Source organism: Akkermansia sp. BCRC 18949, from assembly GCF_045011645.1.
In the GTDB taxonomy this organism is placed as follows: domain Bacteria; phylum Verrucomicrobiota; class Verrucomicrobiia; order Verrucomicrobiales; family Akkermansiaceae; genus Akkermansia; species Akkermansia massiliensis.
Window position 1 is genome coordinate 928,261 of the sequence record NZ_CP123619.1, and the last position, 25,912, is coordinate 954,172.

Below are 25,912 nucleotides of genomic sequence, written 5' to 3' on the forward strand. Positions count from 1 at the left end.
CTGATAAAGCTACATACTAACGAAAACGGGGCTTTTTTGACCAGCAAAAAATGTTTGGGAAATGATTTCTGTGCAGGCGGCCCTGTGCCGTCCCGTGGCGGGGGAGGATTTTTGGAGAGAAGCCTTGAGGAAGGCTCGCAAAAGTTTATTTCCGGGAGCGGGAAAGAGCATTTATGTTTTTCTGCCGTTTCGGGAACCGGACCCTGAGGAATCGCGGTTTTTCACGGACTTTCCCGGCAGAGGCATACGTTTGGCATGGCGGAAAGAGCCGACAGCAATCCCGCTGCTGTTTTCATGGTTAAATGTGAAATGGCGGCATTGAGGACAAGTCTATGGCGCGGTTGCATTTTTGCCTCCGGGGGAAAGGTCGGGATATTGTTTTAAATGACTTTCTTCATCAATTTTTCCTGTTCCTCCGAACGGGGACACGGACGGAACATTTCCAAATTCCCCGCCGCCGCGATGACTGGGAAGGCCATGTTTCCGCCATGATGGTCGTCTTCCTATATTGGGGCCTCCCTTTCATGGCCAGGTAGCTTTTTTCCTGATTGCGCCCTGTTATTTTTGGCAGGAATTGTTCATGGCGGAAAGCGCTGGAAAGGGGAATTGAGCTGCCGATGCCTTTTTGGGGTCAGGCATGCCCTGGTCTCCTGTTTCATTCCAATATCGCCGCATGGACCATGCCGAAATGCCTGTCCAGCCTGGCGAGGTACGTATGAACAAAGGGGCGTTGTTTTCTTTGGCGGCAGGTCGTTATTTTATGAGGTATCGCGGCCGTCTGCATGAAGAGTTGTCCTGCAGGGGGGGACGATATTCCCGGAACGGCGCGCATCTGACGCCGCAAGGATATGAAGACATTTCTCCCGCAACAGCGGAATTCCTGAGTTCTTTTTTAAAGCAGCGGCTTGAAAAGGCTGCGCCGCATCGACCGGAAAATCCTGTTACTTGAACAGGTTGAAGAATTTCTTGCCTGCCAGGTCGAAGCCCATTTTTTTCAGGGACGGGAAGGCGAGGGTTACCAGGATTTCAATGATGAAACGGAAGATAGGGGAATTGATCCAGCTTCCGGAAACATGCGGACGCGGGGGCGCCGGATGGCTTTTTTTCCCCGTAAACATGCGGATGAGCAGAATGCCTCCCACCGTGCCGACAATGGAGCCGATCACAGGCAGGGACATGGCCTTTTTTTTCAGCTTCCGGAAGTGGTCGGCCTGCTGCTGCGTCTTCTGGACCAGGGTATCCGTCTCATTGACGATATCCAGCCGGGAGGAAGCCACCCGCATCAGGAGTGCGAGCTTTTCTTGAGAGCCATTTGCAGACATGATAAATCCGTTTTAAGTTCTTCCGCCGTCGCCGGGGCGATGGGCGTTACATGGGTTCGGCTGAAAAGGATGAGCGCCACGGCAGCCGCCACCAGATGAATGCCGGTGGTTACGGCAAGTCCGGCAATGATTCCCCAGAAGTGGGCCATGACCATGGTCAGGAAGCACCACAGGAACAGATAGCCGAAGATGGCCATAAAGGCGGCCAGCAGGAGCAGGGCCATTTTCCTGCCCAGCCTTTTGGACGCTTCCTCCAGTTCCAGCTTGAGCAGCGCGGCCAGGGCTTCCACATGGTCAAGCGCCGCCGCTCCGGTTTCCCGGAGGGACCGGACCATGGCCGCTCCTTCTTCCTTTTCCTCCACAATGGGGGCGACGAAGGTGCGTTTGAGTTTGTCAATCAGTCCCATGGCTCGGTTTGAAGGGGTGAGGGCGCCATGCGCTTGATGCGCATGGCGCGGAATGAGGGTTAACGGCGGCGGATGAGCATGCCGATCAGAAGGCCCACGCCCATGGCGATCAGCACGGACTGGGTGGGTTTTTCCTTCACGTATTCTTCGCCCGCTTCATGGAACTTCTTGGCCTTGTCACGGATGACTTCTCCTTTTTCCTGGGCGTAGTCACGGATGGTGCTGGCCTGTTCCGTAGCCGCCTTGCGGATTTGGTTTACTTTGGCCGCGGCGAAGGCCCTGGCCTGTTGAAATCTGGTTACGGCAAGCTCGCGGGCGGAAGGGCAGGAGCAGGCGGTGTCGTTTGCTGCTGCGGTCGGTTCAAGTTCGGTTTGGTTGTCTTGCATGGTTGATTAGAGTGTTAAGGGTTGGTTCCTGTTGAAAAACATGTCGGCTTACATGTTTTCGCCTCTCACATTGGGAATTATTTAGCACGCTTCCCTCTATTGGCAAGTGTGTAAAGCGGCTTCACCCGGAATTGTGCGCGTTCCTCAGCGGCGGCTTCCTGAAAAACCGCCGCGGGGGTCTGGTTTGGCCTGGGGCTCGTTCGGGTTCCGGTACCGCAGAATTCCGTAGTCCCTCAGGTTACGGATGAATTCCTGGGCATTGGCGCGGAAGCGCGCATCGTACATGAGCAGCCCCAGGAAGCCCTGGTTTTTCCGGGCGTCCGCCGTGACGGAGGCGATTTGCTCGGAAGCCTTGCGCAGGGCGGTCAGCGTGGGGGGGATTTCCTTGATGGCGGGGTCCAGGCTGTTGAGCTTTTCTTCCGCTCCGGCGATGATTCTGCGGGCGTCACTGACGGTGTCTTTCATGGCCGCCATCGTCGCGGGGAGCTGTTCGCCCGCTTTGTTCATTTGAGCCAGCACGCTGTTGAGGTGCCGGAGGTTTTCCCGGCTCAGGATGCCTTCATTGATCAGCTTGGTGGTCTGGGCAAGCCCTTTGGCCGCTTCCCCGATGTTGAGGATGGCCTCGTCAATGTTGTCCGAATTTTTTTCAATCTGCTTGAGGATTTTCAGTATTTCCTCCGTGGCGCCCACGGCGTTGTTCTTGATCTTGCTGAAATCGCTTTCAGGCTGCCCGATGATGGTGGCATGGGGCGGGATGTATTCGTGCGTGGGGCGTGCCGGGGGAACGATGTCGATGTACTTGTCTCCCAGGATGTTCTGCATGTCCACGCGGAAGACGGAGCCTTCCTGGATTTTCACGTCGCTCAGGATGCTGGCTTCCAGCATGACTTCATTGCCGGAGGGCAGGAGTTCGGGCGCCTTGGTGACCTTTCCCACCGTAACGCCGCCCAGGCGGAGCTGGGAGTCCTTGATGAGGCCCGCCGCGTCCTTGAAAATGATGTTGATGGGGTAGGTTTGCTCCTTGGAGGTCTTGATGTTGCCGAACCCCAGGATGACGCCGATGATCATCAGGATTCCGGCAATCAGGAAGATGCCCACCCAGGTTTCCGGCTTAAGTTTCTGCTTCATGGCTCTGTGGTAAGATGGTTATTGTTTCCGTTCACGTTCCGCCCGTTCCAGCAGAACCCGTTGAAAGTTTTCATGCCTGCCGGTCAGGGAGGCCCAGTCTTCCCCGGAATCCCCGTACAGGAACCTTTGCAGGTTTTCATCCCTGGAATGCAGCAGCTCCTCCGGGGTTCCCGTCCAGTAAACTTCCCCGTTCCTGAGATAGACGATTTTGTCCGCAATGCGGATCACGCTGGGCATGTCATGGGAGACGATGACGGTCGTGATTCCCTTGTCCTTGCAGATTTGCCGGATGAGGAAGCTGATGCTGTCCGTGACAATGGGGTCCAGGCCTGCGGTGGGCTCGTCATACAGCAGGCATTCCGGCGTGGTGACGATGGCCCTGGCTACGGCTACGCGCTTGATCATGCCTCCGGAGAGGCTTGCCGGCATTTTTTCCTGCTGCCCCAGCAGGTCCACGGAGTCCAGGGCGGCGGAGATGCGCGCGTCCAGCTCCTCTTCATTCCGGATTCCTTCCTCGCGCAGCGGGAAGGCGACGTTTTCCCCTACGCTGAGGGAGTCGAAGAGTGCCCCCTGCTGGAACATGAAGCCTATTTTACCGCGGATTTGCTTCTTGATTTTTTCCGGCGCTCCGCTGATGCGCCTGCCGTCTATTTCCACATAGCCGTCCAGCGGGTCCATCAGGCCGTCCAGATGTTTCAGGATGACGCTTTTTCCAGCCCCTGACCCGCCGATCAGAGCCATCAGCTCTCCCTTTCCCACGTCAAAGCTCACGCCTTTCAGCACTTCCTGGGTGCCGAAGCTTTGCTTGAGCTGGTGGACGCGGATGAATGGCTGCATGGCGGCGCGGAAGGGTTATCTCATGAATCCCATGGGGAAGATGGAATTGAGAATCATGGTCAGAATGAAGTTGGCGATGAGCAGGGCCACGGAGGCATACACCATGGCCTGCATGGTGGATTTGCCGACGCCAACGGCTCCGTTCGTGGTGTTCAGGCCTTCCCGGCAGGAGATGGTGGAGATGATGAGGCCGAAGACCAGGGCTTTGACCAGGGCCACGATGATGTCCCCCATGGTGACGAATTTGCTCATGAAGTGCATCCAGTAAGCCTGGTCCACGTTAAAGGAGGTGATACTGACGATGTAGGCGGAGGCGATGCCCACCAGCACGGCTTCCATCATCAGGATAGGCATGGAAATGAGCATGGCCTGGATGCGGGGCTTCACCAGGTAGTCCACCGGGTCCACGTTCATGGAGTTAAGGGCGTCTACCTGTTCCGTGACTTTCATGGTCCCGATTTCCGCTGCCATGGCGGACCCGACGCGGCCCGCAAGCATCAGCCCGGTAATGACGGGCCCCAGTTCCCGGAACATGCCCACGGCGACGACGGCGCCCCCCATGGTTTCCATCCTCACCGTCTGGAGCTGGAACAGGGTCTGGGCTTCCAGCACGGCTCCGGTGAACGCGCCGGTGATGATGACCACCGGCTGGGACTGCACCCCGATTTTTGCAATTTGCTCCACAAGAACGCGCATCCGGAATTTGCCGGACCACATGCATGAGGTCACTTGGTAAAGCAGCAATCCGATTGACCCCAGGCGGTCAACCAGCCTTAGAGCGGCGCGGCCGATCATGGTGGCTACATAGAATTGCATGGCTTCTACTAATCACTTCTTCCACTTCAAGAGCAAGCGCAATGTACGCCACGGGAAGAAAAGCAACGCGCCGCGTCAATCCGTCAGCCGGTGGACATAAGGCGTTTCCGGTGCACCGGGAATGGAGCGCAGCGTGAGGCGCGGCGGCAGTTTCCGGCGCATCCATTCGGAGGCGCGGGCCCGGCGTTGCCAGCGGCGGATTTCAAGCTCCGATTCCGGGAAGAGGCCTGCCAGCGGCGTGGCGGATTCATGCGCGCGGTGCAGACGGATGAGGAGGCTGTCGCGCATGGCCGCATCCGGCGCGGGAGAAAGGAAGCCGGGGAACAGGTCCGCCAGTTCCGTTTCATATAAATCCCCCAGCGGCATGAAGTCAGCGGCCAGGGCCGGCGGAAGGAGGCGGGGAGCGGTCATGATGTCCGTTCCGGTCAGGGCGGACAGCAGCAGGGCACCTTCCTCCTGGGTCCATTGGCGCATGAGCCATGCGGCCGTGAACAGGTCATCCGGTCCTCCGGCCGCCGCATCTGCGGGGAGAGGCAGCATCCGGGCCTGAATGCCCAGCTTGTCCGCACAGGCTTGCGCCCGGGCAGTGTCTTGTTCCGGAATGCCGGGGAGGCGGGGGATAAAGCCCGTCAAGGGCAGGGAAGGCAGTTCCTCTTTTAACAGTTGAGCCAGCAGGAGGGATGCGGAGCTTTCCAGCAGGTTCAGGCAGGCGGCGCCATGCCCGCTTTTCAGGATGAAGTCCGCCGTGCCTTTCCGGAGGGCGTGCCGGAGCTGTTCTTCCGGAGCGGGAAGCGGAGAAGACGCCTCCATGGAATTTTCCGGAGAAATGACGGCGGAATCCCGTTCAAAAAGACGCAGCCGTTTGAGGAGAATCCCGTGGGCGGACCATGCGGAAGACGCGCCGGGTAACAGAAACGGGCCTTCTCCCCCGGCCAGGCGGGCAGTGAGGACCGGCAGCCTTGTTTCCCGCGCCAGCCGGCAGGCTTCCTCCTCATCCTGCTCCAGCAGTCCTTCATGCCACGCGCCGGAATGGGTGCGGAGCAAGAGGCAGGGTACGGAAGAGGAGGCCGGGGAAGATTCCGGCCATGAAATGATGGAAAAACCCGCTTCATCCGCCGTCCGGCAGATGCCGAAAACGGGAACGGCCTCCGTTCCGTGTGCGGCTGGGGAAATAACGGCTTGCCGTGGAAAGGAAAGGCCGTTCCGGAGCATGTGGAAGCGGCTGCCGTCCGCGTCCGCCGCTGCCAGCAGCAAGGGGACGTCCGCTATTTCCCGGGCCAGGTAGGCCAGGGCCGCCTTGTGCTGGGACCGGAAACCGCTGCGCAGGGCCAGTTCCCCGGTGTGCGCGCCACTGAGGGCCAGCGGCGGACAAAGAACGAGCTCCGCCCCGCCGTCCACGCAGGAACGGTACAGTTCCACGATGGTTCTGAGGTTCCTGGGGAAATGGCCGGGGATGGTCTCCGGCTGGATTAATCCTGTCTTCAGCATGCGCCGGCAGGGTAGACCATTCCGGGGAGGCGGGCAAGCCGGGATGCCCGGCGGCTTTCCCTCCGGGCGTTTCCTGAGGAGTTTTTATCGCAAGGAGCTTGTCATCCGCGGTCTTCATGGTATGATCTGCACCGATTGCGCGCCGTCCGTTCCCGGGCGCATCAATCCGGAATTACTTATGAGGAAACAGTCAACAGAGGGGCAGGAATCCTCCATCCAGCGTGCCGTAGCATTATGGCGCGAATATCTTCTCCCCTATAAGGGCACGCTGGTGTGGGCTGTGATCGGCGGCATGGTGGCCGCTGTTTCCAGCGGCTTCGGCATACCGGTGATTTTACAGGAAATGTTCCCCGTGATCTTTGACGGGAAGCCGCTGCCCCCGTGGGCGGAGCGCGTGCTCCTCTGGTACGTGAGTCCGGAAAACCTGCCCTGGGTGACGGTGTGGGCCACGGCGGCCATGCTCCCGATGGTAGTGGTGGTGCGCGGCCTCTCCTCCTTCGTCAATGTCTACCTGCTTTCCAAAATAGGGCTGGGCGTGCTGGAAACGCTGCGGCTCAAGGTGTACAGAAAATACCAGGATTTGTCCCTGGCCTTTCATGACCGCCAGCAGAAGGGAGACCTGCTGAGCCGCCTGATGCAGGACACGCAGTTCCTGCAGGGCGGCCTGGTGCAGATTGCCAATGACCTGATTATCCAGCCCCTGACCCTCCTGGCCGCGCTGGGATTCCTGATTTACAGGGCGTCCGTCAGCCAGCAGTTCCTTATTTTGCTGGCGAACATGCTTCTGGTGGGCGTTTGCGTGATTCCCATCCGCTATATCGGCAAGAAAATGCTCGCCCGCGCCCGCGTGGTGCAGTCCAGCCAGGGGGATCTTTCCTCCACGCTTCAGGAAAACTTTTCCTCCCAGCGGGACATCCGGGCCTTTGAACTGGAAGAGCAGCAGACAAGTCTGTTCAGGAACAGGATTCACCGTTACATCCAGGCTTCCATCAGTGCGGTCAGGTGGCAGAGCCTGCTGACGCCTTTGATTGAATTCGTCAGCGCCATCGCCATGGCGGCCACTCTCTTTGTCGGCAACATGAACGGCATGAACATGGGGGACTTCGCCGCGCTGGCTACGGCCATGTACCTTTGCTATGAACCGGTCAAGAAGTTGGGGGCGGTCCACAACAAGGCGGAAACCCTGAATGCCGGGCTGGAGCGCATCAACCATGTGCTGGACGCTCCGGACGACGTTCCGGAACCGGAAAACCCGAAGAGTCCGGAATCCTGGAAGGGGGAAGTGGAGTTCAGCAATGTGTGCTTCGGCTACCAGCAGGATGCTCCCGTCATGAAGAACATTGACATCCGCATCCCGGCTGGCCAGGTGGTGGCCCTGGTAGGCCCCAGCGGCGCCGGGAAAACGACCTTCATCAATCTGCTGTGCCGTTTTTACGACGTACTTTCCGGCAGCGTGAAGGTGGACGGCATCGACGTGCGGGAGATGGCCAAGAAGGACCTGCTTTCCCATATCGCGCTGGTTTCCCAGTATCCCGTGCTGTTCCGCGGATCCGTGGCGGACAATATCCGCATCGGCCGTCCGGACGCTTCCGACGCGGAGGTGGAGGAAGCCGGGCGCATGTCCGCCGTGGACAGCTTCATCAATGAGACGGGGGAAGGCTATTCCCGCATGATCGGAGAAATGGGGGAAGGGCTTTCCGGCGGCCAGCGGCAGCGCGTTTCCCTGGCGAGGGCCTTTCTGAAAAACGCGCCTATCCTGGTGCTGGATGAAGCCACGGCTTCCCTGGACATGAAGAGCGAGGAACTCATCCAGAAGGAGATTGAAAAGCTTGCTTCCGGACGCACGGCCTTCATCATTGCCCACCGGTTCAGCACCATCCGGATGGCGGACCGAATTCTGGTTCTGGAAAAAGGGAGCGTCATTGCGGATGGCACGCATGAGGAGCTGATGGCCTCCTCCCCCCTGTACAGGGAACTTTACAACAAGCAGCAGATGGTTGCGGAAGAGGAAGGAGGCGCTTCATGTTAAGACAGTTTTTTGAGTACGCGCGGTATTTGAAGCCGGTGATGAAGCTGTTCATCGCCGCGCTGGCCGCCGGGGCGCTGGCCGCCGCCGCCAGCGGTTTCGGCTTCCCGCTGATGATTGCCAAGGTGTTTCCGGTGGTGTTTGACAATACGCAGATTCCCCCGGAGCTTCAGAACATCATCGCCCATCTGGTGGCCCCGGAGCACATGCACACCGCTGTGCTCGTGGCCGTATGTTCCCTGCTGCCGCTGGTTTTTGCCATCCGGGGCATAGGCACGTTCTTCAATGTGTACTGGATCAGCATCGTCAGCATGAAGGTGCTGGAGGAAATCAGGCTGGACGCCTTTTCCAAACTGCAAACGCTGCCCCTCTCCTTCATTGACCGCCAGAAACGGGGGGACCTGATCAGCCGCCTCATTAATGACGCGGCCAACGTGCAGGGAGGCCTGGTAATAGCGGCCAATGACATCATCAAACAGCCCCTTACCCTGCTGACCGCACTCGCCTTCCTGGTGTACAAGGTCTTTGTTGACCCGAACACGGCGGTGGTGCTGATGAATCTGGGGCTGGTTGTGCTGGCGATATGGCCCATCCGCTTCTTTGGCCGCCGCGTGATGAAGAAGGCCAAGCAGGCTCAGGACGAGCTGGGCAATATCACGGCCGCCGCCCAGGAAAACCTGGCGGCCCAGCGTGAAATCCGTTCCTACGGCATGCAGGAACAGCAGGTGGGGCTTTTCCTGGGGCTGATCCAACGCTTCTTCAAGATCAATCTGAGAACGGTGAAGTACAGGCACTTCCTGGTGCCGGTGCTGGAAATGGTGACGGCGCTGGGCCTGGGCATTCTGCTGGTGAGGGGTCATGAAATGGGAATCACCAAGGCTGACTTCACGGCCCTGGCCGCTGCCCTGTTCATGTGTTACGACCCCCTCAAGCGCCTGGGCGTGACGCTGACCAACCTGAAAAGCGCGCATGCCTCCCTGGAACGCATCAACTACCTGCTGAAGGAGCCGGACACCATGCCGGAAGCCGCCAATCCCGTTCCCCTGGGGCGAGCCTCCGGGCGTCTGGACTATGACGGCGTTTCCTTCTCCTACGACGGCGCACGCAAGGTGCTGGACGGCATTGACGTTCATATCAGCCCCGGGGAAGTGGTGGGCCTGGTAGGCCCCAGCGGCGCCGGGAAAACCACGTTTGCCAGCCTTCTGCCCAGATTTTACGACGTCAGTTCCGGCACCCTGCGCATGGACGGCGTGGATGTGAGAGACGCCTCCCTGCACGATGTGCGCAAGAACATTGCCTTCGTTTCCCAGCATCCCGTGCTCTTCCACGGCACCATCATGGAAAACATCCGGCTGGGGCGGCAGGACGCCACGGATGAGGAAGTGATGGCGGCGGCGCGCGCCGCCGCCGCGGACGGCTTCATCATGGGGATGCCGGACGGCTACCAGACCATGCTTGGCGACGGCGGCAGCGGCCTGTCCGGCGGCCAGCGCCAGCGCGTGGCGATTGCCCGCGCCTTCCTGAAAGACGCCCCCGTCCTGATTCTGGATGAAGCCACCGCCTCCCTGGACGCGGAAAGCGAGGCCCAGATCCAGCAGGAGCTGGACCGCCTGGTGGAGGGAAGGACGGCTCTCATCGTAGCCCACCGCTTCAGCTCCATCCGCGTGGCGACGCGCATTCTGGTGTTTGAGGGCGGCCGCATCATCGGGGACGGCACTCATGCGGAACTTTATGCCTCCTGCCCGCTGTACCGGGAATTGTATGACCGCCAGTCCCTCTAGGTGAAAAGGGGACGGGGACGGAAGGCTTTTCCCGCGCCCGTGCCGGGGCGCACATGGCGGTTTTTCTCAGGCCATGGTGGAAAGAGCTATTGTCAAACAAGGGCCATGATGTACTATTCCGCCAGCATGAATACACTGGATGAATCCCTGACGAATGCCGTTAAAGAGGGGGAGCTTTTGGAGTCTTCCCTGACCAATATCCGCCTTTTGCTGGCCGGAACCAAATCCCCCATAGCGCGTGAGGCCGTAGAGGAACTGGCCGCCGCCGGGGAGTGGCAGGAATTGAATGACCGTTTTTACAAGACCCTGGCCTTCGGTACGGGGGGGCTGCGCGGCCGCACCATCGGCAGCATCGTGACCCGGGCGGAGCAGGGGAACGGCGGCGTGAACGGCCGCCCGGAATATCCCTGCGTGGGAACCGCCTGCATGAACTACTTCAATGTGGGGCGAGCGATGCGCGGCCTGATCATTTACGTGAAAAAGCATGTGGAGGCCACGGACCCGGGCAGGAAGCCCCGGCTGGTCATTGGCCATGACACGCGCCACTTCTCCCGTGACTTCGCCGAATTCTGCGCGAAAATCGGCACGGACCTGGGCTGTGACATTTACCTGTTCGACAGCCCCCGGGCCACCCCTGAAGTTTCCTTCGCCATCCGTGAACTCAATGCGGATTCCGGCGTGGTGCTGACCGCCAGCCACAACCCCTCCCACGACAACGGCTTCAAGGCCTATTTCAACGACGGAGCCCAACTGGTGCCTCCGCATGACAAGGCCGTGATTGAGGAAGTGAACTCCCTGACCTCTGAGGAATATGAACCGCTGCCGGAAGACCGGCGCGGCACCCTTCACGTGCTGGACGCCTCCTTTGACCGTGTCTACATGGACCGCCTGAAAACCGTGCTGCTCCGTCCGGAGCTCTTCAGCAAGGGCGGCGCCAAAATCGTTTACTCCAACCTCCACGGCACGGGCGGCCATATCATCGTTCCCCTGCTGAAGGAACTGGGCTGCAACGTGCAGACCGTGGCGGCGCAGGACGTGCAGGATGGCCGCTTCCCGACGGTGGCCTCCCCCAACCCGGAAAACCCTCCGGCCCTGGCCCTGGCCATTGAGCAGGCGGACGCTTCCGGCGCGGACATCGTCATCGCCACGGACCCGGACGCGGACCGCATGGGTGTGGCCGTTCGCGGGGAAGATGGGAAAATGCACCTGCTGACCGGCAACCAGATCGGCTCCCTGCTGGCGTGGTACCGCTGCATGAGCATGTCCGGGCTGGGCATCATCAATGACTCCAACCGTTCCCGCGCCGTGATGGTGAAAACCTTTGTGACGACGGGCCTTCAGGACGCCATCGGCCACCACTTCGGCTATGAAGTGGTCAACGTGCTCACGGGCTTCAAGTACATCGCCCAGAAGCTCGGCAAATATGAAGAAGCCATTCCTGCGGAAAAGCGGGAAGGCTACCGGAAGATGAGCGAGGAACAGACGCGCGCCCTGCGCCTGGAATACAGCCGCTACTTTGTCTTCGGCGGGGAGGAAAGCTACGGCTACCTGGCCCAGGACTTCGTGCGCGACAAGGACGCCAACTCCGCCGCCATCATCTTTGCGGAGCTGGCCGCCTATGCGGAAAGTGTCGGCAAGAGCCTGCTGGAACTGCTTCATGAACTCTTTGAACAATTCGGCGTGTACCTGGAAATGGGCAAATCCCTGGTCATGGAAGGCGCGGACGGCGCGGCAAAAATCGCCGCCCTCTCCGCCTCCTATTCCGCCAATCCTCCTACGGAACTGGACGGCGTGGCCGTCAGCGGCATCCGGGACTTTTCCAAGGGTGACATGGTGGATGCGGAGGGCGACCCCATTCCGGCGGAAAAAATGATCTTTGTGGATATGGCGGACGGCCGCAGCTTTGCGGTGCGCCCCTCCGGAACGGAACCCAAGATCAAGTACTACCTCTTCGGCCACGGGAAACCGGGCGCTCCGGTGAAGGAAGCCCTGCCGGCGGTCCAGGCCTCCCTGGACTCCCTGTGGGCTGCCGTGGAGAAGGACGCCCTCGCCCGTTCCAACGGCTAAATGTTGTTGATTTCTTTCCCCCGTCTACCATGTAATGTGGACGGGGGAAATTTATTTTCTTGCCAAGGAGGCCGGAATTCCGCAGTTTATAATTCTTATGACATTTGCGGTCCACAAAACTCTCTCCGTGGCCGGTGCCCTTTTGGCCGGTCTTCTTCTCTCCTCCTGCTCCTCCACCTCCCAACAAGTGGAAGCCCCGGCACGGCTCCCGGCCTACCACTTTGTTCCCGGCAAGACAGCCGTGCTGCACAACGGGAAAGCCATTCCCCCCAGGAATGCCCCCCCGCAGGTCAAGCGCGCCATTGCGGCCGCCAATTCCCTGGTCAACAAGCCCTACCGCCTGGGCGGCGGCCACAGGAAACACTATGACTCCCACTATGACTGCTCCGGCAGCACCTCCTTTGTACTGAAGGAAGCCGGCCTGCTCACTTCCACCCGCCATTCCAAGCTGTTCCTGAACTACGGGCAGAAAGGCGCCGGGGACTGGATTTCCGTCTATGCCAAGAACGGGCACGTATTCATGGTCATCTGCGGCCTCCGGTTTGACACCACCGGAAGCGGCCGCCGCGGCGAAGGCCCCCGCTGGAGGGTGGACGGCCGCAATGCTCGGAACTTCCTGGTGCGCCACCCCACGGGTCTCTGATCCGGGCCTGCGCGACGGAAAACCGCGTTTTTTGCGTATGTTCGCGCAGGCTTTCTTGAACAATGGAAAGTAATGTGCTATCAGGTGCGAGGACGTTGATAGTTCCTTGACTTTCATGGCTAAGACAAAAATTCACGTAGGGCTTGAGATAGGGACAAGCAAGACTTGCATGGTTGTGGGCGAAGTGAAGCCCGACGCAACCGTGACGATCATCGGCGTGGGTGAGGTTCCTAGCGAGGGCGTGGTCCGCGGCGAGATTGAAGACACCTCCAAGGTCATCCAGTGCATTTACGATGCCTGGAACATGGCCCAGGACCATGCGGACGTGGACATCATGACCGTCTATCTGTCCGTGACCGGAGCCCACATCGTGGGGCAGAACAACCGCGGAACCTTCCGCCTGCCTCCGGATGAAAGCATCATTTCCCAGGAGCACATGGACGAGGTGACGGAAATCGCCCGTGACATCGCCCTGGGGCCGGAACAATTCGTCCTGCACCGCGTGCCCGGCCTTTTCTCCGTGGACGGGCAGGAAAACCTGACCAATCCCGCCGGGCTGACCGGCAGGACCCTGGACATCGACTGCCACATCATCCACGGCATCAAATCCCGCATCACCAACTCCTTCCGCTGTGTGCGGGAAGTTCCCCTGGACATCGCGGACGTGGTCTTCGCCCCGATTGCCACGGCCCAGTTCGTGCTCAACAGGCAGGTCAAGCAGGCGGGAGCCCTCCTCATAGACATGGGGGCGGGCACTACGGATTACGTTCTCTACCTGGACGGCCAGCTCGTGGCCTCCGGATGCGTGCCCCTGGGCGGCGACCACATTTCCAATGACATCACGCTGATGACCGGCATTCCGCTGGCACAGGCGGAACTGCTCAAGAAAACGGAGGGGGATGCCAACAGCTTTTCCGGAAAGACCAATGAAATGGTGCGCGTGCGCGGGGAAGGAAACATGAAGGATGCCGCCATCGAACGCAATGTTCTGAATGAAATCATCCGTTCCCGCCTGCTGGAAATCTTCAATCTGGTCAAATCCTCCCTGCCCAAGGACACCTTCAAGGGCAACCGCTGCCACGGCGTCTACCTGTGCGGGGGCGCCAGCCTGATGCGCGGCGTGGGGGAACTGGCCTCCCACGTGTTCGGCGTGGCGATCAGCCGTCCCACGCTGGTCAAAAACGGAGCGCCTTCCTATCTGGATGACCCGCGTTACTGTACGGCCATCGGGCTGATACGGTATGCCCAGATTCTGGATGCCGAACTGCCGCAGCAGCGGAGCTGGCTGGGGCGCGTGCTGGGCCTCTTCGGCAGGAAGAACTCCTGATCAATCTCTACCCCAATTAAAAACCATGCTGGAATTTTCTCCCCAGGACCCGTCCGGGCTATCCGGAAAAATCTGCCTGTGCGGCATTGGAGCCGCAGGCGCCAAGGTGATGGAGGAGGTTCTGCTGCTGGCTCCGCAGGCGGCTTCCGTGTGCGCCATGAATCTGGATGCCCGTTTGCTGAACGCCTCCGCTGTTCCGTGCAAGGTCCATCTGGGGGCCAGGCTTACCCGGGGGCTCGGCTCCGGAGGGGATGCCTCCGTGGGGGCACAGGCCGCCTGTGAAAGTGAATCCTCCATCCTCCGGGCCCTGGAAGGCAGTGCGCTGACCGTCCTCGCCGCCGGGCTGGGAGGCGGAACAGGCTCCGGCGTGGCGCCGGAGGTGGCGCGGCTGGCCAAGGAGCAGGGCTCCTACGTCGTCAGCGTCGTCATCCGCCCCTTCCGGTTTGAAGGGGACCGCCGCGCCGCCCAGGCGGACGAGGCGCTGTCCCGGCTGGCCCTGTATTCCGACATGGTGCTGCGGTTTGACAATGACGCCATGGAAAGCCTGATTGATCCCGACAAGGGAGTGTTGGAAGCCTTTTCCGTGGTCAATGCCCTCATTGCCCGCGCCGTGCTCATCGTGCCCTCCCTTCTCAACTCTTCCGGAAGCCTGCTCCGCGTAGGGCTGGATGACCTGCTCCGCGTGGCCGGAACGGGGAAGGGAATTTGCTCCTTCGGCGTAGGGGAAGCGTCCGCGGACGTTTCCACGGCGGACATGCTGGACCAGGTCCGGCACTCTCCCCTTTTCCTGGAAAAACGGCTGGGGGAAGTGGACGACGTTCTGGTGCTGGTGCGCGGCGGCAATTCCCTGACCCTGAAACGCCTGGAAGCGCTGGCTGGCGGAGTGGCGGAAATCCTGGGGAGCGGCGTGCGCCTCCATATCGGCGCTTCCGTGGCGGAACAGCCGGAAGACCGCCTGTCCCTGACCGTGCTGGGCGTTGTGCCCGTGAATGAACCGGAAATTTCTCCTGCTCCCGTTTTCCGTAGGGAACCGGAGCTCCAGACAGTTCTTGTGCCGGAGGAAGAATCCTTCATCGGGGATGGGAAAACCATCATTCAGCCTGTGGCTCCCGCCGTGGTTCCCGAACCGGAACGGCGTCCGGAGCCGGAACCTCCCGTTTCCATTCCCTCCGTCAGAAGGGATGACCATGAACTGGAAGAGGAACTGGTGCCTGTAAGGCCTGTTCCCTCCGTGCCGGACGTGGAGGAAACGTTCCCGGAACCCGCGCCTGCAGCGCAGGAACTCGGAGCGGATGCGGAACAGGAATTGGACCCGGTTCCCGACATCAAGGAACTGGAAGAAGGAACTCCCCCGGAAGAAGGAGAGGAAGAGCGCGCGGGACACGGACTCTTTGCCCATGTACGCCCCCTCATTCTGGACGGGGAAGACCTGGACCTGCCCCCGGCGCTGCGGAAGAAGAAACCGGACCCGAGCTGATGCCGTCTCCCCGTACGTCCAGGGTATGGTTTTGGGCGCTGGTTGCAGCCGCCCTGCTGTATGTGGCGTTGCTTAGCTGGTGGAGCCCCTTCACCTCAGACACGTACCATCACGCCTTGACGGGCATGGAACACCGTTTCTCCCTCAGCCTGGTCTGGGAACGCTGCGTGACCTCCTACATGAGCTGGAACCCCAGAATCGGGGAATACCTGGCCTTTGCCGTGGCGACAGCGGGCAAATGGCTCTTCATTCTGCTCAACCCCTTTGTACAGGTCTGCCTCGCGCTGATGATGTTCTATCTGGCCTCCGGGCGCAGGGTGGACCCCCGTTCCTGGCCGGACGTGCGACTCTTCGGATTGGCGCTTCTCCTGCTCTTCACCTGTACGGCCCGGCCCGGCGTCACGATTTACTGGCTCTCCGGCGCTACCAACTATTCCTGGGGAGCCGCCCTCTGGCTCGGTTTCCTGTGCCTGTACCGGGGATTGCTGGAAAATCGGGAAAACGGGGAAAAAGGAAAGCCTGCTAAAAAGGGTTTCGGGCAGTGGGCTGGCGTAGTGGTACTGGGATTGTTGGCAGGCATGACTAATGAAAACAACATTCCGGGAACCTGGCTTCTGCTGGGAGCCTTGTTTGTCTTCGTCCGCCTGGTCCGGAAGGAAAAACTTCCCTTGTGGTTTTATGCGGGCGTTGCGGCGCAGATAGCAGGTTCTCTGTGCATGTTGCTTGCGCCCGGCCTCTCTGCGCGGATGCACTCCGCCACTCCCGGCTGCGCGGAACCCCTCTCCGGCGTTTGGGACAGATGGGAAGCGGTCCCCGCGCTCCTGCTCCGGATGCATGAATACCTGGTCCTTCCCCTGCTGTTGGGTGCGGTGGCTGCCTGGATGCTGTGGAGAAGCTTCCGCAGGAACCGGAATGCCTTCCGGCCATGGAAAATTTTCATCGGAACAGCGGCAGCATACATTCTGACGGCGTATGCCATGGCTCTTTCCTTTGCCGCCGCCGTCGTTCCGGCGGACCATGCCATGTTCTCCGCCACCCTGCTGTTCGGCATTGGCGTTTTGGCTCTTCTCCGTGTGTGGTACGGCATTCCCGCCGCGGAGCCCCGTCCGCGGATGACTGTGGCTGTTTTTCTGGCGCTGTCCGGAATATGCGTTCTTTCCACCCTTCACGATCACCTGCTTCTGTTCCGGCAGCATGAAAAGCGCGTCCGCCTGATTCTGGAACAGAAAAAGGCCGGCTTTCGGGAAATTGTGGTTCCTCCCCTCGTTCCACCCTCCCCGTGGTGCTCCTTCATCTTCTGGGTGGACCTGTCGCAAAACCCGGAAGACTACGTCAACCGGGGCGCGGCTGTGTATTACGGGGTTCACAGCATTCATCTTCTATAGGTTCCTCACTTTCATACCACGTATTTTTTTGCCGTTGGTGGCAGAAATACGATGAAGGGAAGATATTTTTCTGCCTATGGAATGTACTGACGTCTGACAGGTGATTTATTGTTGATTTTGGAGAAATATTTCATTATGCTGTAAGGAGAAGGCAATGTGAAATTTTTATCAATACCCTATGATAAAAAAGGTGGCATTCTACACCGTTCACAACCAACAGTATCTGATGCCATGATCGGAATTTCCAATGATTTTTTGTCCAACGTGCTTCATTGCACCGCCCTGATCTCTGCAAAGTCTTGTGAAGGTGCGGAATTCACGGCAACAGGATTTTTTTATACCAGTGCAACCAAAGGGTTATTACTGGTTACAAACGCACACGTCTTGGAAGGTGTTGAGAAAATGAACATCACCCTGACGCCTAAAAATGAAATGGGGTTTCCTGATTTTGGATATAAGGAGGAGGTAGTTGTAGATTGCTCGGCGGAGAATATCTTCTTTCATCCTGACTGGAAAAAGGACAAGGGGCGTTCTGTTGATTTGGCCGCTGTAAGAATCAATGAACCTCTGGGGTTGAAATTTTATATATCATCTACCAGTAAAGATTTTATTCTCCAAGAGTCGGAGAAGGAATTCGTAGGATGCATTGAGGATGTACTAATGTTGGGATATCCCAGAGGCCTCATTGACGTGGAAAATAATCTTCCGATAGTCCGAAGGGGAATTACCGCAACATCAATCCATGTGGATTATTGCGGAGTGCCCTCATTTCTTATTGATGCAGCATGTTTTCCGGGGTCCAGCGGATCACCTGTGTTCATCATTGTTCCTCCTTTGCGCGTAGATGCCACCAGAATGAGTATCAATACCCAGGGGACAGTCAAACTTGTGGGTGTTCTTTCGCAGTGGATTCCAGATGTTAGTGAGTACCGTGGGAATGTTTATATTCTTCCTGATCCTCCCCCCGTTCCTGTAGCCGGGGGACACGACGCAAGAAGCGAGATGTGTGTTAGAGTGGGGATTCCTCTTAATTTGGGGAAAGCCGTTAAAGCTAAGGAAATCATAGAACTTGAAAAGCAAGCGGCTCATGATGGAAGAAAAGTCTCCTGGTCTCTCTGAAAGTCAGGAAAAGGAAAAGCTGGCGGTTCCCCTTTCGCGCAGGAAGAATATCCTGTACGCAGGAGCTGATGATTTAGACAAAAGCCGGGAGATTAAACTGGAAGAAATCGATCCTAAAAAGTTGTTGGAAAAGGCTCAGCTCGTCCGGTTGTCAGACTCCAACAAGAAAAATTATGTTGTCATTAAATTTTCCTATGTTCTTTATGACGTTGCTGCCGGGAAAGTAGGATTATTCTCTAGAGAAGACGTCAACCATCATTTTGAAAAAGCCAAGCACTCTTTATTGCTTTCTTCGGGACTGGAACAATTTTATGGAGCCATTTACAGTGGGAAGAAGATTGTTTTAAATGCGTATCACCCTTTTACACAAAAGATAGGAGCTTATGTGAACTGTTTTTGGTTGCCGTTCGTTTCCTACCGTGAATTTCCCTTTCCGGTAAGATTCAACGCGTTGGCTTTCCGTAAAAAAGAGGGGAGGCATTACGCCTTTTATATTCATTATGCGGTATTGAAACCGAATTCCTTGTTTCCCAGACGTCCATTTGAACTTCATTATCCTGGTTTTAGACCTGTCAAAGATAAATTCCTTGGATTTTATTCACTGGCCCAAGCCGAAAAAAAGTTAAAGGGAAGCACACTTGAGGCTGATAAATTTGCATTACGCCTTCTTTTAGGAAAAGAAGATCATTATACTGTTAGCTCGGATCATTTTTTTGGGAGAGGTTTTCATAAGGGCTCCATTTCTTCCACGTCGGAGGGTGTTATTTCATTGTGAGAGGAATTATCCCTCTCTATGTTTTAATTCATCGGAATGGCGTAAGAGTGCAGTTTTTTGAATTCGCTTCCTTGCGGGCCTTGGTCCGTGATGCCGTTGTTGGGGGCGGCATAGGTGTCCAGAGTCATGGAGTCCGGGTAGATGTTCAGGATGTAGTAGGCCGTGATGCCGGAGCGGTATTGCAGGGTTTTTACGCGGGATTTTGCGGGCAGAAGGAAGGGGATGGGCAGCACCTTGTTGCCCGCGGGGGCGCAGATGAGGGAGGTGAGGGTGTTTTTCCCGTCCGGGGATGTAATCATGTACAGGTCGTGGGCATGCAGGTGCCCGGTGACGACGAACCGAACGCCGGCGTCCCGGAGGTTGCGGTAAAAGATGTTCTGCTGTTCCGCCGCGCTGTCGTTGTAGCGGCCCCACAGGCATTCCCGGAATTGCATGGGAGTTTGCAGGGTGCGGTGGGTGAAAATTAGGCAATGGAGCGGAACGGTGTTGGCCTTGCTCCTGTTACGTTTAACCCACGCGCTGAAGTCTACGAGCTGGTCCGGGGTCAGGTCAATGTCCATGAAGTACAGGGAGGCGTTTTTATGGCGGATGCCGTAGTTCAGTTTTCTGGTGGCCAGCCCTTTGGCGCCCTGTTTCCGGGTAGGCAGGAAGAGTTCCCTGAATTGTTCCGCGCGGAAGGGCAGCGATTCATGGTTGCCGCGCACGGCGTAGAAGGGGATGCCTTTTTCCTCCAGCATCTTGTTGAGTTCCTTGCGCTTGGCGAGTCCGTTGACGGGGGCGCTTCCTTCAATGTCCGCCATGTCCCCCACCTGGACGACCATGTCCACCTGGTGCTTCAGGATTTCCCCATAGAGGGTTTTGATGAAGTTGACGGCTACCCCTTCGCTTCCTTCCATGCGTTTGGGGGAGTCATGCGTGTCGCCGATGATGGCGATTCTCCACGGAGCGGGTTCCTCCGCGTGCGCCGCTTGAAACAGAAAGATGAGAAATAGCGCAAGATATTTCATGGCACCTCGTTTTTACCGCCCGCCTGCTTTCCAGGCCAGAAAATTATGCATGCGCCGGAAGAAGGCCGGACGGGTGCTTCTCTTTTTCCTTTTAAAGGTGGCAGTTCGGGGCTGGCCAGAAAAGCTCCACAGCAGTTAGAATCATGAGAGGGATACTCTTTTTCACCGGAGAAACAGGTCCTTTGACGGATTTTATTGGCGGAGGAATGAGCCATTGTGAAGATCGGCTTGCCGGGCTTCCGGAAGGTTTTACCCTCTTTTCAGTGAAGAGGCGTTTTTCTATTCCGGTTGCCGCTGCCCGGAGGGGAGGGCCGTCATCCCCTTGCAGGGAATGCTTTTCCGTTTTTTCCCATCAGTGGGAAACGGAGTTGGAAAAGATATTGATTACCAATACTCCGGCAATGATGAGCGCCAGACCTGAAATCGCCGCCAAGTCCAGGTGCTGCTTGAATGCCACCCACCCGATGGCGGAGATCAGCACAATGCCCATTCCCGACCAGATGGCATACGCAATGCCCACAGGGATGTTTTTCAGCACCAGGCTGAGGCAGTAGAAGGAGCCTGCATATCCGGCTACGGTTATGATGGTGGGCAGGAGCCTGGTAAATTGTTCGCTCTGCTTCAGGAAAGAGGTGGCGATTGTTTCCAGAACAATCGCCAGCAACAGGATAAGATATGCTTTCATGGATTCGTTCCTGCTAAGGCATCGCCCGGGAACCGCCAATGATTATGGGCATCGTGAAGATTTGAGAGAGTAAAAGCCAGGCATTTGAGAAGTCAATGCCCGGCTTTTGATGGAGCGGACGGCTTCGGCCGGAGGCTGCTGTCAATGGACTTGCAGGGCTTTGGCCTGTTCTTCCGTGAGTTCCACGCAGTGCCAGGGAAGGCCGCGCTTGTTGAGTTCGTCCATGAAGGGGTCCGGATCGTTCTGCTCCATGTTGAAGACGCCAGCGCCGGACCATTTGCCCGTAAGGATCATTTCCGCGCCGATCATGGCCGGAACCCCCGTGGTGTAGGAGATGGCCTGGGATCCAACTTCTTCAAAGCATTTTTCATGGTCGCAGATGTTGTAGATGTACACGGCCTTGAATTGGCCGTCCTTGGTTCCGGTGATGACGTTGCCGATGCAGGTTTTTCCTTTCGTGGTCTTGCCCAGGTCCCCCGGGTCCGGCAGCACAGCCTTGAGGAATTGAAGCGGAATGATTTCCACTCCATTGTACATGACCGGGTCAATCCGGGTCATGCCCACGTTCTGGAGCACTTCCAGGTGCTTGAGGTAGTTCGGGGAGAAGGACATCCAGAATTGGGCCCGGCGGATGGTGGGGATGTGCTTGACCAGGCTTTCCATTTCTTCATGGTACATGCGGTAGATTTCATAGGTGCCCACTTCCTGCGGGCAGGTGAAGCTCCGGTGCATGCTCATGGGGGCGGTTTCCCGGAAGGCGCCGTCTTCCCAGTGGCGGCAGGGGGCAGTCACTTCCCGGATGTTGATTTCCGGGTTGAAGTTGGTAGCGAAGGCCTTGCCGTGATTGCCGCCGTTGACGTCAATGATGTCCAGCGTATGGATTTCGTCAAAGTGGTGCTTGAGCGCCCATGCCGTGAAGATGTTGGTGACGCCGGGGTCAAAGCCGGAGCCCAGCAGGGCAAAGAGTCCGGCCTTGCGGAATTTGTCCTGGTACGCCCATTGCCAGGAGTATTCGAATTTGGCTACGTCCCGGGGTTCATAGTTGGCGGTGTCCAGGTAGTTAACGCCGGTTTCCAGGCAGGCGTCCATCAGGTTCAAATCCTGGTAGGGAAGGGCCACGTTGATCAGCAGCTGCGGCTTGACTTCCCGGATGAGGGCCACGGTGGCGGGCACGTCGTCCGCGTTCACGGCGTGGGTGGTGATATTGACGCCCGTTCTGGCGCGTACATCGTCCGCAATGGCGTCACATTTGCTTTTCGTGCGGGAGGCCAGATGAATGTTTTGAAAGATGTCCGGCAGTTGGGCGCATTTGTTGGCTACCACATGTCCGACGCCGCCTGCTCCAATGATTAAAACCGTGTTCATGATATGCCCAGTACATAAGTGAAAACAGTTTGAAAGGCAACCCCGGATTTGGTGCAATAATGACACTGCCTTCCCACGGTCCAAATGGCCGTTCCTGTCGGCTGCCGGACGGCGTTTTCCTTGCGGAAGGCGCGGCCTTTTGGAAATTTTCCAAAAATGATTGAACAAGAGATTGACGCTGGATGTCGGACTCTTCAATATTGAACTGTAGATATGATTAGACAAATTCTGCCAATAGTTGTTGCCGCCTGCGTCGCTCCCTGTTTTGCCGCGGAAGGATGGATTACCGATATGGATGCCGCCAAGAAGCAGGCCGCCGAACAGAAGAAGGACCTCATGATCGAGTTCACCGGTTCCGACTGGTGCCCGCCCTGCATGCAGCTCCGCGCCAACGTGTTCAGCAAGCCTGATTTCCAGAAGGACGCCCAGAAGAATTTCGTGCTCGTGGAGCTGGATTATCCGCGCGGCAAGGAACAGTCCAAGGAAATGAAAGCCGCCAATGACAAGCTTGCCCAGCAGTACGGCGTGCAGGGATTCCCGACGATCGTGTTTGCGGACGCTTCCGGCAAGCCCTTCGGGGGATTTGTGGGCGGCCGTTCCAAGGATGACGTGATGAAGGCCATGCAGGACGCCTTGAAGAACAAGGAAGCCCTGAACGCCGCTGAGGCAAATGTAGCCAAGGCCACCACGGATGAAGCGAAGGTTGCCGCCCTGATGGAAGTGCTCAAGCTGGCGCCCCAGGAGTATGTGGACAATTTTTACGGCGACGTGAAGGCGGAAATCAAGAAGCTGGACAAGGATGACAAGTCCGGCTTGAAAGCCGCTGACGCGCACGCCGACCAGCTTAAGAAGGAACAGAAGGACGTCCAGGATTATCTTGCCGGCAAGCTGACGGACAAGACCACGCCTGCGGAAGCTCTCCAGGTGGTCAAGGCTTATCCCGACCGTGACAAGCTTCTGCCGGAAACCCAGCAGGATTTGCTGATGATGGAGTTCGGGACCTACCTGAATTCCACTGGTGACGTAGACGGTGCCGTGCTGATTCTGGACAAGGTGGCCGAATTGATGCCGGGTACGGAAGCCGGGCAGCGTGCTCCCCGCATCAAGGCCGGCATTCTTGCCAACAAGGACCAGATCAAAACTCAGATTGAAGCAGCCAAGAAAGCCCAGAGCAAGTAAGTAAAAGCTCCCTTTCCTTGATCCCCTGATTTTGGAAAACGGCCCCGCAGCGGTTCATGCCGTTGCGGGGCTTTTCTTTTTTTCGCCATGAGCTGCTCGCTTAAGCGGCTTCCGTTGAGAGGGTGCCCGTCAGTTCCCGCCGGGTGCAGCCTGCCTTGAAGGCGTCTGTTCCTCTTTTACACGCGGCTGCGGAGAAGGGAGCATCGCGCCGCGCCGCTCTTTCCGCCAAGCCCGGTTATGGAAGAGAAAGAAATCCTGTGGAGCATGCATGCCTGTTTTGCGGAATAAAAAAACCGGCTCCGGCATGATGCCGGGCCGGCTGGCTGCATGCTCTCTCCGTGGGAGAAAAAGGGCGTTATTGAAGCTTGATGACGGTGTCCAGGCTGTCCCAGGCCACGCCTGCGGGCAGCGTGATTTTGTATTGGGCGCCTTCCTTTTCAAGCTTGGCGGCTTTTCCGTTTCCACTGCCGTTCACGATGACGGTCGCTTTTGTGAATTTCTCGCCGATGTCCTTGATGAAGAGAGGTTCGGAGCCTTTCAGCTCTTTTCCTTGTTGAGCAATCAGCGGGCTGACATGCAGGTAGACGGTTTTTTTGCCGCGCCGGTCCGTCTTGTAGCAGCTGCCGCCCCAGGGCTGGTCCTTGTAGGGACCTCCGCGGGTGTTGTAAATGGCTTCCCGGTAGGGGGCGATCCACTTGCCCATGGCCAGGAAGGTTTCAGCCTGTTTCGGGTCGAACGTGCCCAGCGGCGTGGGTCCGATGTTGTAAAGCAGGTTGCCGTCCTTGACGGTGTTGTTGATCAGGAATTTGATGGAGGTTTCCACGGGCTTGGCCTTCGCCTTGGAGGTGTAGGACCAGTTGCCCGTCCAGCGGGTGCCGGGGATGTCCGCCACGGTCATGCAGCTTTCCCAGGGCGTTTTGTCATTGAACGGCCCCAGCTTGCATTCCGGCGTCAGGAAATCTCCTTTCAGGTCGTCGGGCAGCGGACCCTTGTTGCCTCCGCGGGTGCCGTTCATGCGGTTGTTGACCAGAATGTCCGGCTGGTACTGCTTGATGCGGCGCATCATGGTGCGGGGATCCCACTGGTTGAGGGAGCTGTTGCCCAGGCTGTCGAACCACAGCACGTCCACCTGTCCGTAGCGGGTGAGCAGTTCACTGATCTGGCCGAAGTAGTATTCCAGGTAGCGGTAGTGCTGGTCGGTCAGGTAGTAGGGATTGTACCAGTCCCGCCCGGAGTAGTAGAAGCCCAGCCTGAGCCCTGCCGCATGGACCGCCGCCGCGAATTGCCCCACGATATCCTTGCCGTAGGGGGTATTGGCGATGGTGAAGGTGTCGTAGTCGGAGGGGAAGTTGGAGAAGCTGTCGTGGTGCTTGGTGGTCAGCACGGCATATTTCATGCCGCTTTTTTTGGCGACGGACATCCACTTCCGGGGATCGTATTGTTTGGGATTGAAGCGGCGGTGGGCGGAGTCATATTCAAAGTCCATGATGTTTTTATGGCCGCTTGCGCTGTCTTTGGGGCGCGCCGCATTGCGTTCCCAGCTGATTTCCCGTTCCAGCAGGGAAGAGGGGTTCCAGTGGACAAAGAGGCCGAATTTGGCGTCCCGGAACCATTTTAACTGTTCGTCACTGGCCTTGAAGTCGAAGAGCCTGTTGACGGCTTCATTGATCAGGTCGCGGTCCGCGACCGGGGAAAAGACGTTTTTTTCAGGGGAAAGAACCACCAGTCCTTCCGCCATGGGCTGCATGCGGAAGTTCGGGAGGGGAGCCTTTTCCTTGTCTCCCAGCCAGAGGTTGAGTTTCAGCGCCCTGGCCACGTTCCCTATTTCGTAGGCCTTCTGGCCGCCCGCTTCCTCCATGATTTCGTCCGGCAGCTCCTTCTTGAAAACGGCCTGCACAAAGGGGTGGTTTACATAGATTTTCCCGTTTTCCCGGAAGGGCCTGATGTCTTCCGGCAGGGCTATCCGTTCGTTGGCCGCCATCGCGTAGGGGGCACCGTGGAGTTTGTCCGTGTCCACGGTGAAATAAACGGCGTCCTTGAGCTTTTCAGACAGCTCCTTCTGGAGTGCGTCCACGTTTTCCTGATAGCTTTTTCCGGGGTCAAAACGATTGTTGATGCTTTCCGCCTGCTTTTCCGTAATGACCGGGCCTATCCACGGGCTGGCAATCGCATCCTTCGTGCCGCCGCCCACGATGATCCGGAAATATTTTCCGGCGTCCTTGTCCGTCAGGGTGTAGGATTCCGCGTCCTTGCCCTGCTGCACCAGCACGGGCTTTCCGGTCCGGGAATCCGCTTTTTCCCATTGGATGACAGGGCTGGCGGGTTCGTCCTCAGGAGTGCTGTAGCGGCTCTCCAGCGTGGTTCCGACCACTTCCTCCCCGTTAATGTAGGCTCTGAGCCACGGAGCTACGGGCTCTCCCCAGGCCGGAGTGAGGAGCATCCCCCCAAATGCGGTCAGAAGACAGAAGGCATGGTTTTTGAGTTTAAACATGGGGGAAAAATTAAGGGAGGAACAGTTGGGAAAACAGGATAAAAAAGACTGTTTCAGAAAAGACCAGTGGAGGCGGTTTCCGGGATTTCCTTCCGGTAGAATCCTGTGGGGGATGGGAAGGCGGCACGTCATGCATCTGAGGCGGGGGAGGACAGGCGGCGTATTTGCCCAGGCTTCCCGGCGCGCAAGCGTCTCTTTTAG

22 protein-coding genes are annotated in these 25,912 nt (G+C 57.9%); 11 read left to right on the forward strand and 11 right to left on the reverse strand.

Going from position 1 to position 25,912, the window contains the following annotated elements; genetic code table 11:
* Nucleotides 1-673: 673 nt before the first annotated feature.
* Entirely contained in the window at nucleotides 674-949 is a 276-nt protein-coding gene (locus P8A25_RS03820; protein ID WP_146017948.1) for a hypothetical protein, read from the forward strand.
* On the opposite strand, the gene P8A25_RS03825 is transcribed toward P8A25_RS03820, so the two are convergent.
* The 7 genes from P8A25_RS03825 to P8A25_RS03855 form a co-directional block, all read right to left on the reverse strand.
* Nucleotides 942-1,322: a hypothetical protein gene (locus P8A25_RS03825; protein WP_146017947.1), complete on the reverse strand. Its 381-nt coding sequence runs from the start codon at nucleotides 1,320-1,322 to the stop codon at nucleotides 942-944. The genes P8A25_RS03820 and P8A25_RS03825 overlap by 8 nt on opposite strands.
* Entirely contained in the window at nucleotides 1,283-1,729 is a 447-nt protein-coding gene (locus P8A25_RS03830) for a phage holin family protein (protein WP_022397528.1), read from the reverse strand. Before P8A25_RS03830 ends, P8A25_RS03825 begins: the two co-directional genes overlap by 40 nt.
* Before the next feature lie 59 nt (nucleotides 1,730-1,788).
* Entirely contained in the window at nucleotides 1,789-2,115 is a 327-nt protein-coding gene (locus P8A25_RS03835; RefSeq protein WP_022397527.1) for a YqjD family protein, read from the reverse strand.
* A 144-nt stretch (nucleotides 2,116-2,259) separates the two neighbouring features.
* Nucleotides 2,260-3,243 carry an MlaD family protein gene (locus P8A25_RS03840; protein ID WP_022397526.1) on the reverse strand — a complete coding sequence of 328 codons (984 nt, stop codon included), beginning with the start codon at nucleotides 3,241-3,243 and terminating at the stop codon, nucleotides 2,260-2,262.
* Between the two features lie 18 nt (nucleotides 3,244-3,261).
* The gene (locus P8A25_RS03845; RefSeq protein WP_102721045.1) at nucleotides 3,262-4,080 is read right to left on the reverse strand and encodes an ABC transporter ATP-binding protein; all 819 of its coding nucleotides are present in this window, start codon (nucleotides 4,078-4,080) and stop codon (nucleotides 3,262-3,264) included.
* 15 nt (nucleotides 4,081-4,095) lie between these two features.
* Complete coding sequence (locus P8A25_RS03850; RefSeq protein ID WP_215442782.1) at nucleotides 4,096-4,896, reverse strand: ABC transporter permease; 801 nt, start codon at nucleotides 4,894-4,896, stop codon at nucleotides 4,096-4,098.
* Between the two features lie 75 nt (nucleotides 4,897-4,971).
* Nucleotides 4,972-6,384 carry a hypothetical protein gene (locus P8A25_RS03855; RefSeq protein ID WP_215442781.1) on the reverse strand — a complete coding sequence of 471 codons (1,413 nt, stop codon included), beginning with the start codon at nucleotides 6,382-6,384 and terminating at the stop codon, nucleotides 4,972-4,974.
* Nucleotides 6,385-6,562: 178 nt separating this feature from the next.
* Between P8A25_RS03855 and P8A25_RS03860 the strand changes: the two genes are divergently transcribed.
* The 9 genes from P8A25_RS03860 to P8A25_RS03900 all read left to right on the forward strand — a co-directional run bounded on the left by P8A25_RS03860 (nucleotide 6,563) and on the right by P8A25_RS03900 (nucleotide 18,984).
* Nucleotides 6,563-8,413 (forward strand): ABC transporter ATP-binding protein, encoded by a 1,851-nt coding sequence (locus P8A25_RS03860; protein ID WP_215442780.1) that lies wholly within the window; start codon nucleotides 6,563-6,565, stop codon nucleotides 8,411-8,413.
* The gene (locus P8A25_RS03865) at nucleotides 8,407-10,191 is read left to right on the forward strand and encodes an ABC transporter ATP-binding protein (protein ID WP_022397519.1); all 1,785 of its coding nucleotides are present in this window, start codon (nucleotides 8,407-8,409) and stop codon (nucleotides 10,189-10,191) included. Before P8A25_RS03860 ends, P8A25_RS03865 begins: the two co-directional genes overlap by 7 nt.
* Nucleotides 10,192-10,317: 126 nt before the next feature.
* Nucleotides 10,318-12,258 carry a phospho-sugar mutase gene (locus P8A25_RS03870; protein ID WP_251828044.1) on the forward strand — a complete coding sequence of 647 codons (1,941 nt, stop codon included), beginning with the start codon at nucleotides 10,318-10,320 and terminating at the stop codon, nucleotides 12,256-12,258.
* A 127-nt stretch (nucleotides 12,259-12,385) separates the two neighbouring features.
* Nucleotides 12,386-12,901 carry a peptidoglycan endopeptidase gene (locus P8A25_RS03875; RefSeq protein ID WP_240454340.1) on the forward strand — a complete coding sequence of 172 codons (516 nt, stop codon included), beginning with the start codon at nucleotides 12,386-12,388 and terminating at the stop codon, nucleotides 12,899-12,901.
* A gap of 115 nt (nucleotides 12,902-13,016) precedes the next feature.
* A complete protein-coding gene (ftsA, locus tag P8A25_RS03880) occupies nucleotides 13,017-14,228 on the forward strand; it encodes a cell division protein FtsA (RefSeq protein ID WP_102713795.1) in 1,212 nt (403 codons plus the stop codon).
* 25 nt (nucleotides 14,229-14,253) lie between these two features.
* Nucleotides 14,254-15,705 (forward strand): hypothetical protein, encoded by a 1,452-nt coding sequence (locus P8A25_RS03885; RefSeq protein WP_215442778.1) that lies wholly within the window; start codon nucleotides 14,254-14,256, stop codon nucleotides 15,703-15,705.
* Nucleotides 15,705-17,090 carry a DUF6056 family protein gene (locus P8A25_RS03890; RefSeq protein WP_215442777.1) on the forward strand — a complete coding sequence of 462 codons (1,386 nt, stop codon included), beginning with the start codon at nucleotides 15,705-15,707 and terminating at the stop codon, nucleotides 17,088-17,090. Before P8A25_RS03885 ends, P8A25_RS03890 begins: the two co-directional genes overlap by 1 nt.
* A 156-nt stretch (nucleotides 17,091-17,246) precedes the next feature.
* On the forward strand, nucleotides 17,247-18,209 hold the full coding sequence (locus tag P8A25_RS03895) for a serine protease (protein WP_215442776.1): 963 nt from the start codon (nucleotides 17,247-17,249) through the stop codon (nucleotides 18,207-18,209).
* On the forward strand, nucleotides 18,178-18,984 hold the full coding sequence (locus P8A25_RS03900; protein WP_215442775.1) for a hypothetical protein: 807 nt from the start codon (nucleotides 18,178-18,180) through the stop codon (nucleotides 18,982-18,984). The genes P8A25_RS03895 and P8A25_RS03900 overlap by 32 nt, the downstream gene beginning before the upstream one ends.
* Nucleotides 18,985-19,007: 23 nt before the next feature.
* Here the strand turns inward: P8A25_RS03900 and P8A25_RS03905 are convergent, their stop codons facing one another.
* The 3 genes from P8A25_RS03905 to P8A25_RS03915 all read right to left on the reverse strand — a co-directional run bounded on the left by P8A25_RS03905 (nucleotide 19,008) and on the right by P8A25_RS03915 (nucleotide 22,041).
* A complete protein-coding gene (locus P8A25_RS03905; RefSeq protein ID WP_215442774.1) occupies nucleotides 19,008-19,991 on the reverse strand; it encodes a metallophosphoesterase in 984 nt (327 codons plus the stop codon).
* Nucleotides 19,992-20,343: 352 nt separating this feature from the next.
* Entirely contained in the window at nucleotides 20,344-20,676 is a 333-nt protein-coding gene (locus P8A25_RS03910) for a multidrug efflux SMR transporter (protein ID WP_022397508.1), read from the reverse strand.
* 141 nt (nucleotides 20,677-20,817) lie between these two features.
* A complete protein-coding gene (locus P8A25_RS03915; protein WP_215442773.1) occupies nucleotides 20,818-22,041 on the reverse strand; it encodes a saccharopine dehydrogenase family protein in 1,224 nt (407 codons plus the stop codon).
* A 213-nt stretch (nucleotides 22,042-22,254) separates the two neighbouring features.
* Between P8A25_RS03915 and P8A25_RS03920 the strand changes: the two genes are divergently transcribed.
* The gene (locus P8A25_RS03920; RefSeq protein WP_022397506.1) at nucleotides 22,255-23,220 is read left to right on the forward strand and encodes a thioredoxin family protein; all 966 of its coding nucleotides are present in this window, start codon (nucleotides 22,255-22,257) and stop codon (nucleotides 23,218-23,220) included.
* A 355-nt stretch (nucleotides 23,221-23,575) separates the two neighbouring features.
* Here P8A25_RS03920 and P8A25_RS03925 read toward each other — a convergent pair whose 3' ends face one another.
* Nucleotides 23,576-25,711, reverse strand: a complete 2,136-nt coding sequence (locus P8A25_RS03925) for an alpha-L-fucosidase (RefSeq protein ID WP_215442772.1) — start codon at nucleotides 25,709-25,711, stop codon at nucleotides 23,576-23,578.
* Nucleotides 25,712-25,912: the final 201 nt, after the last annotated feature.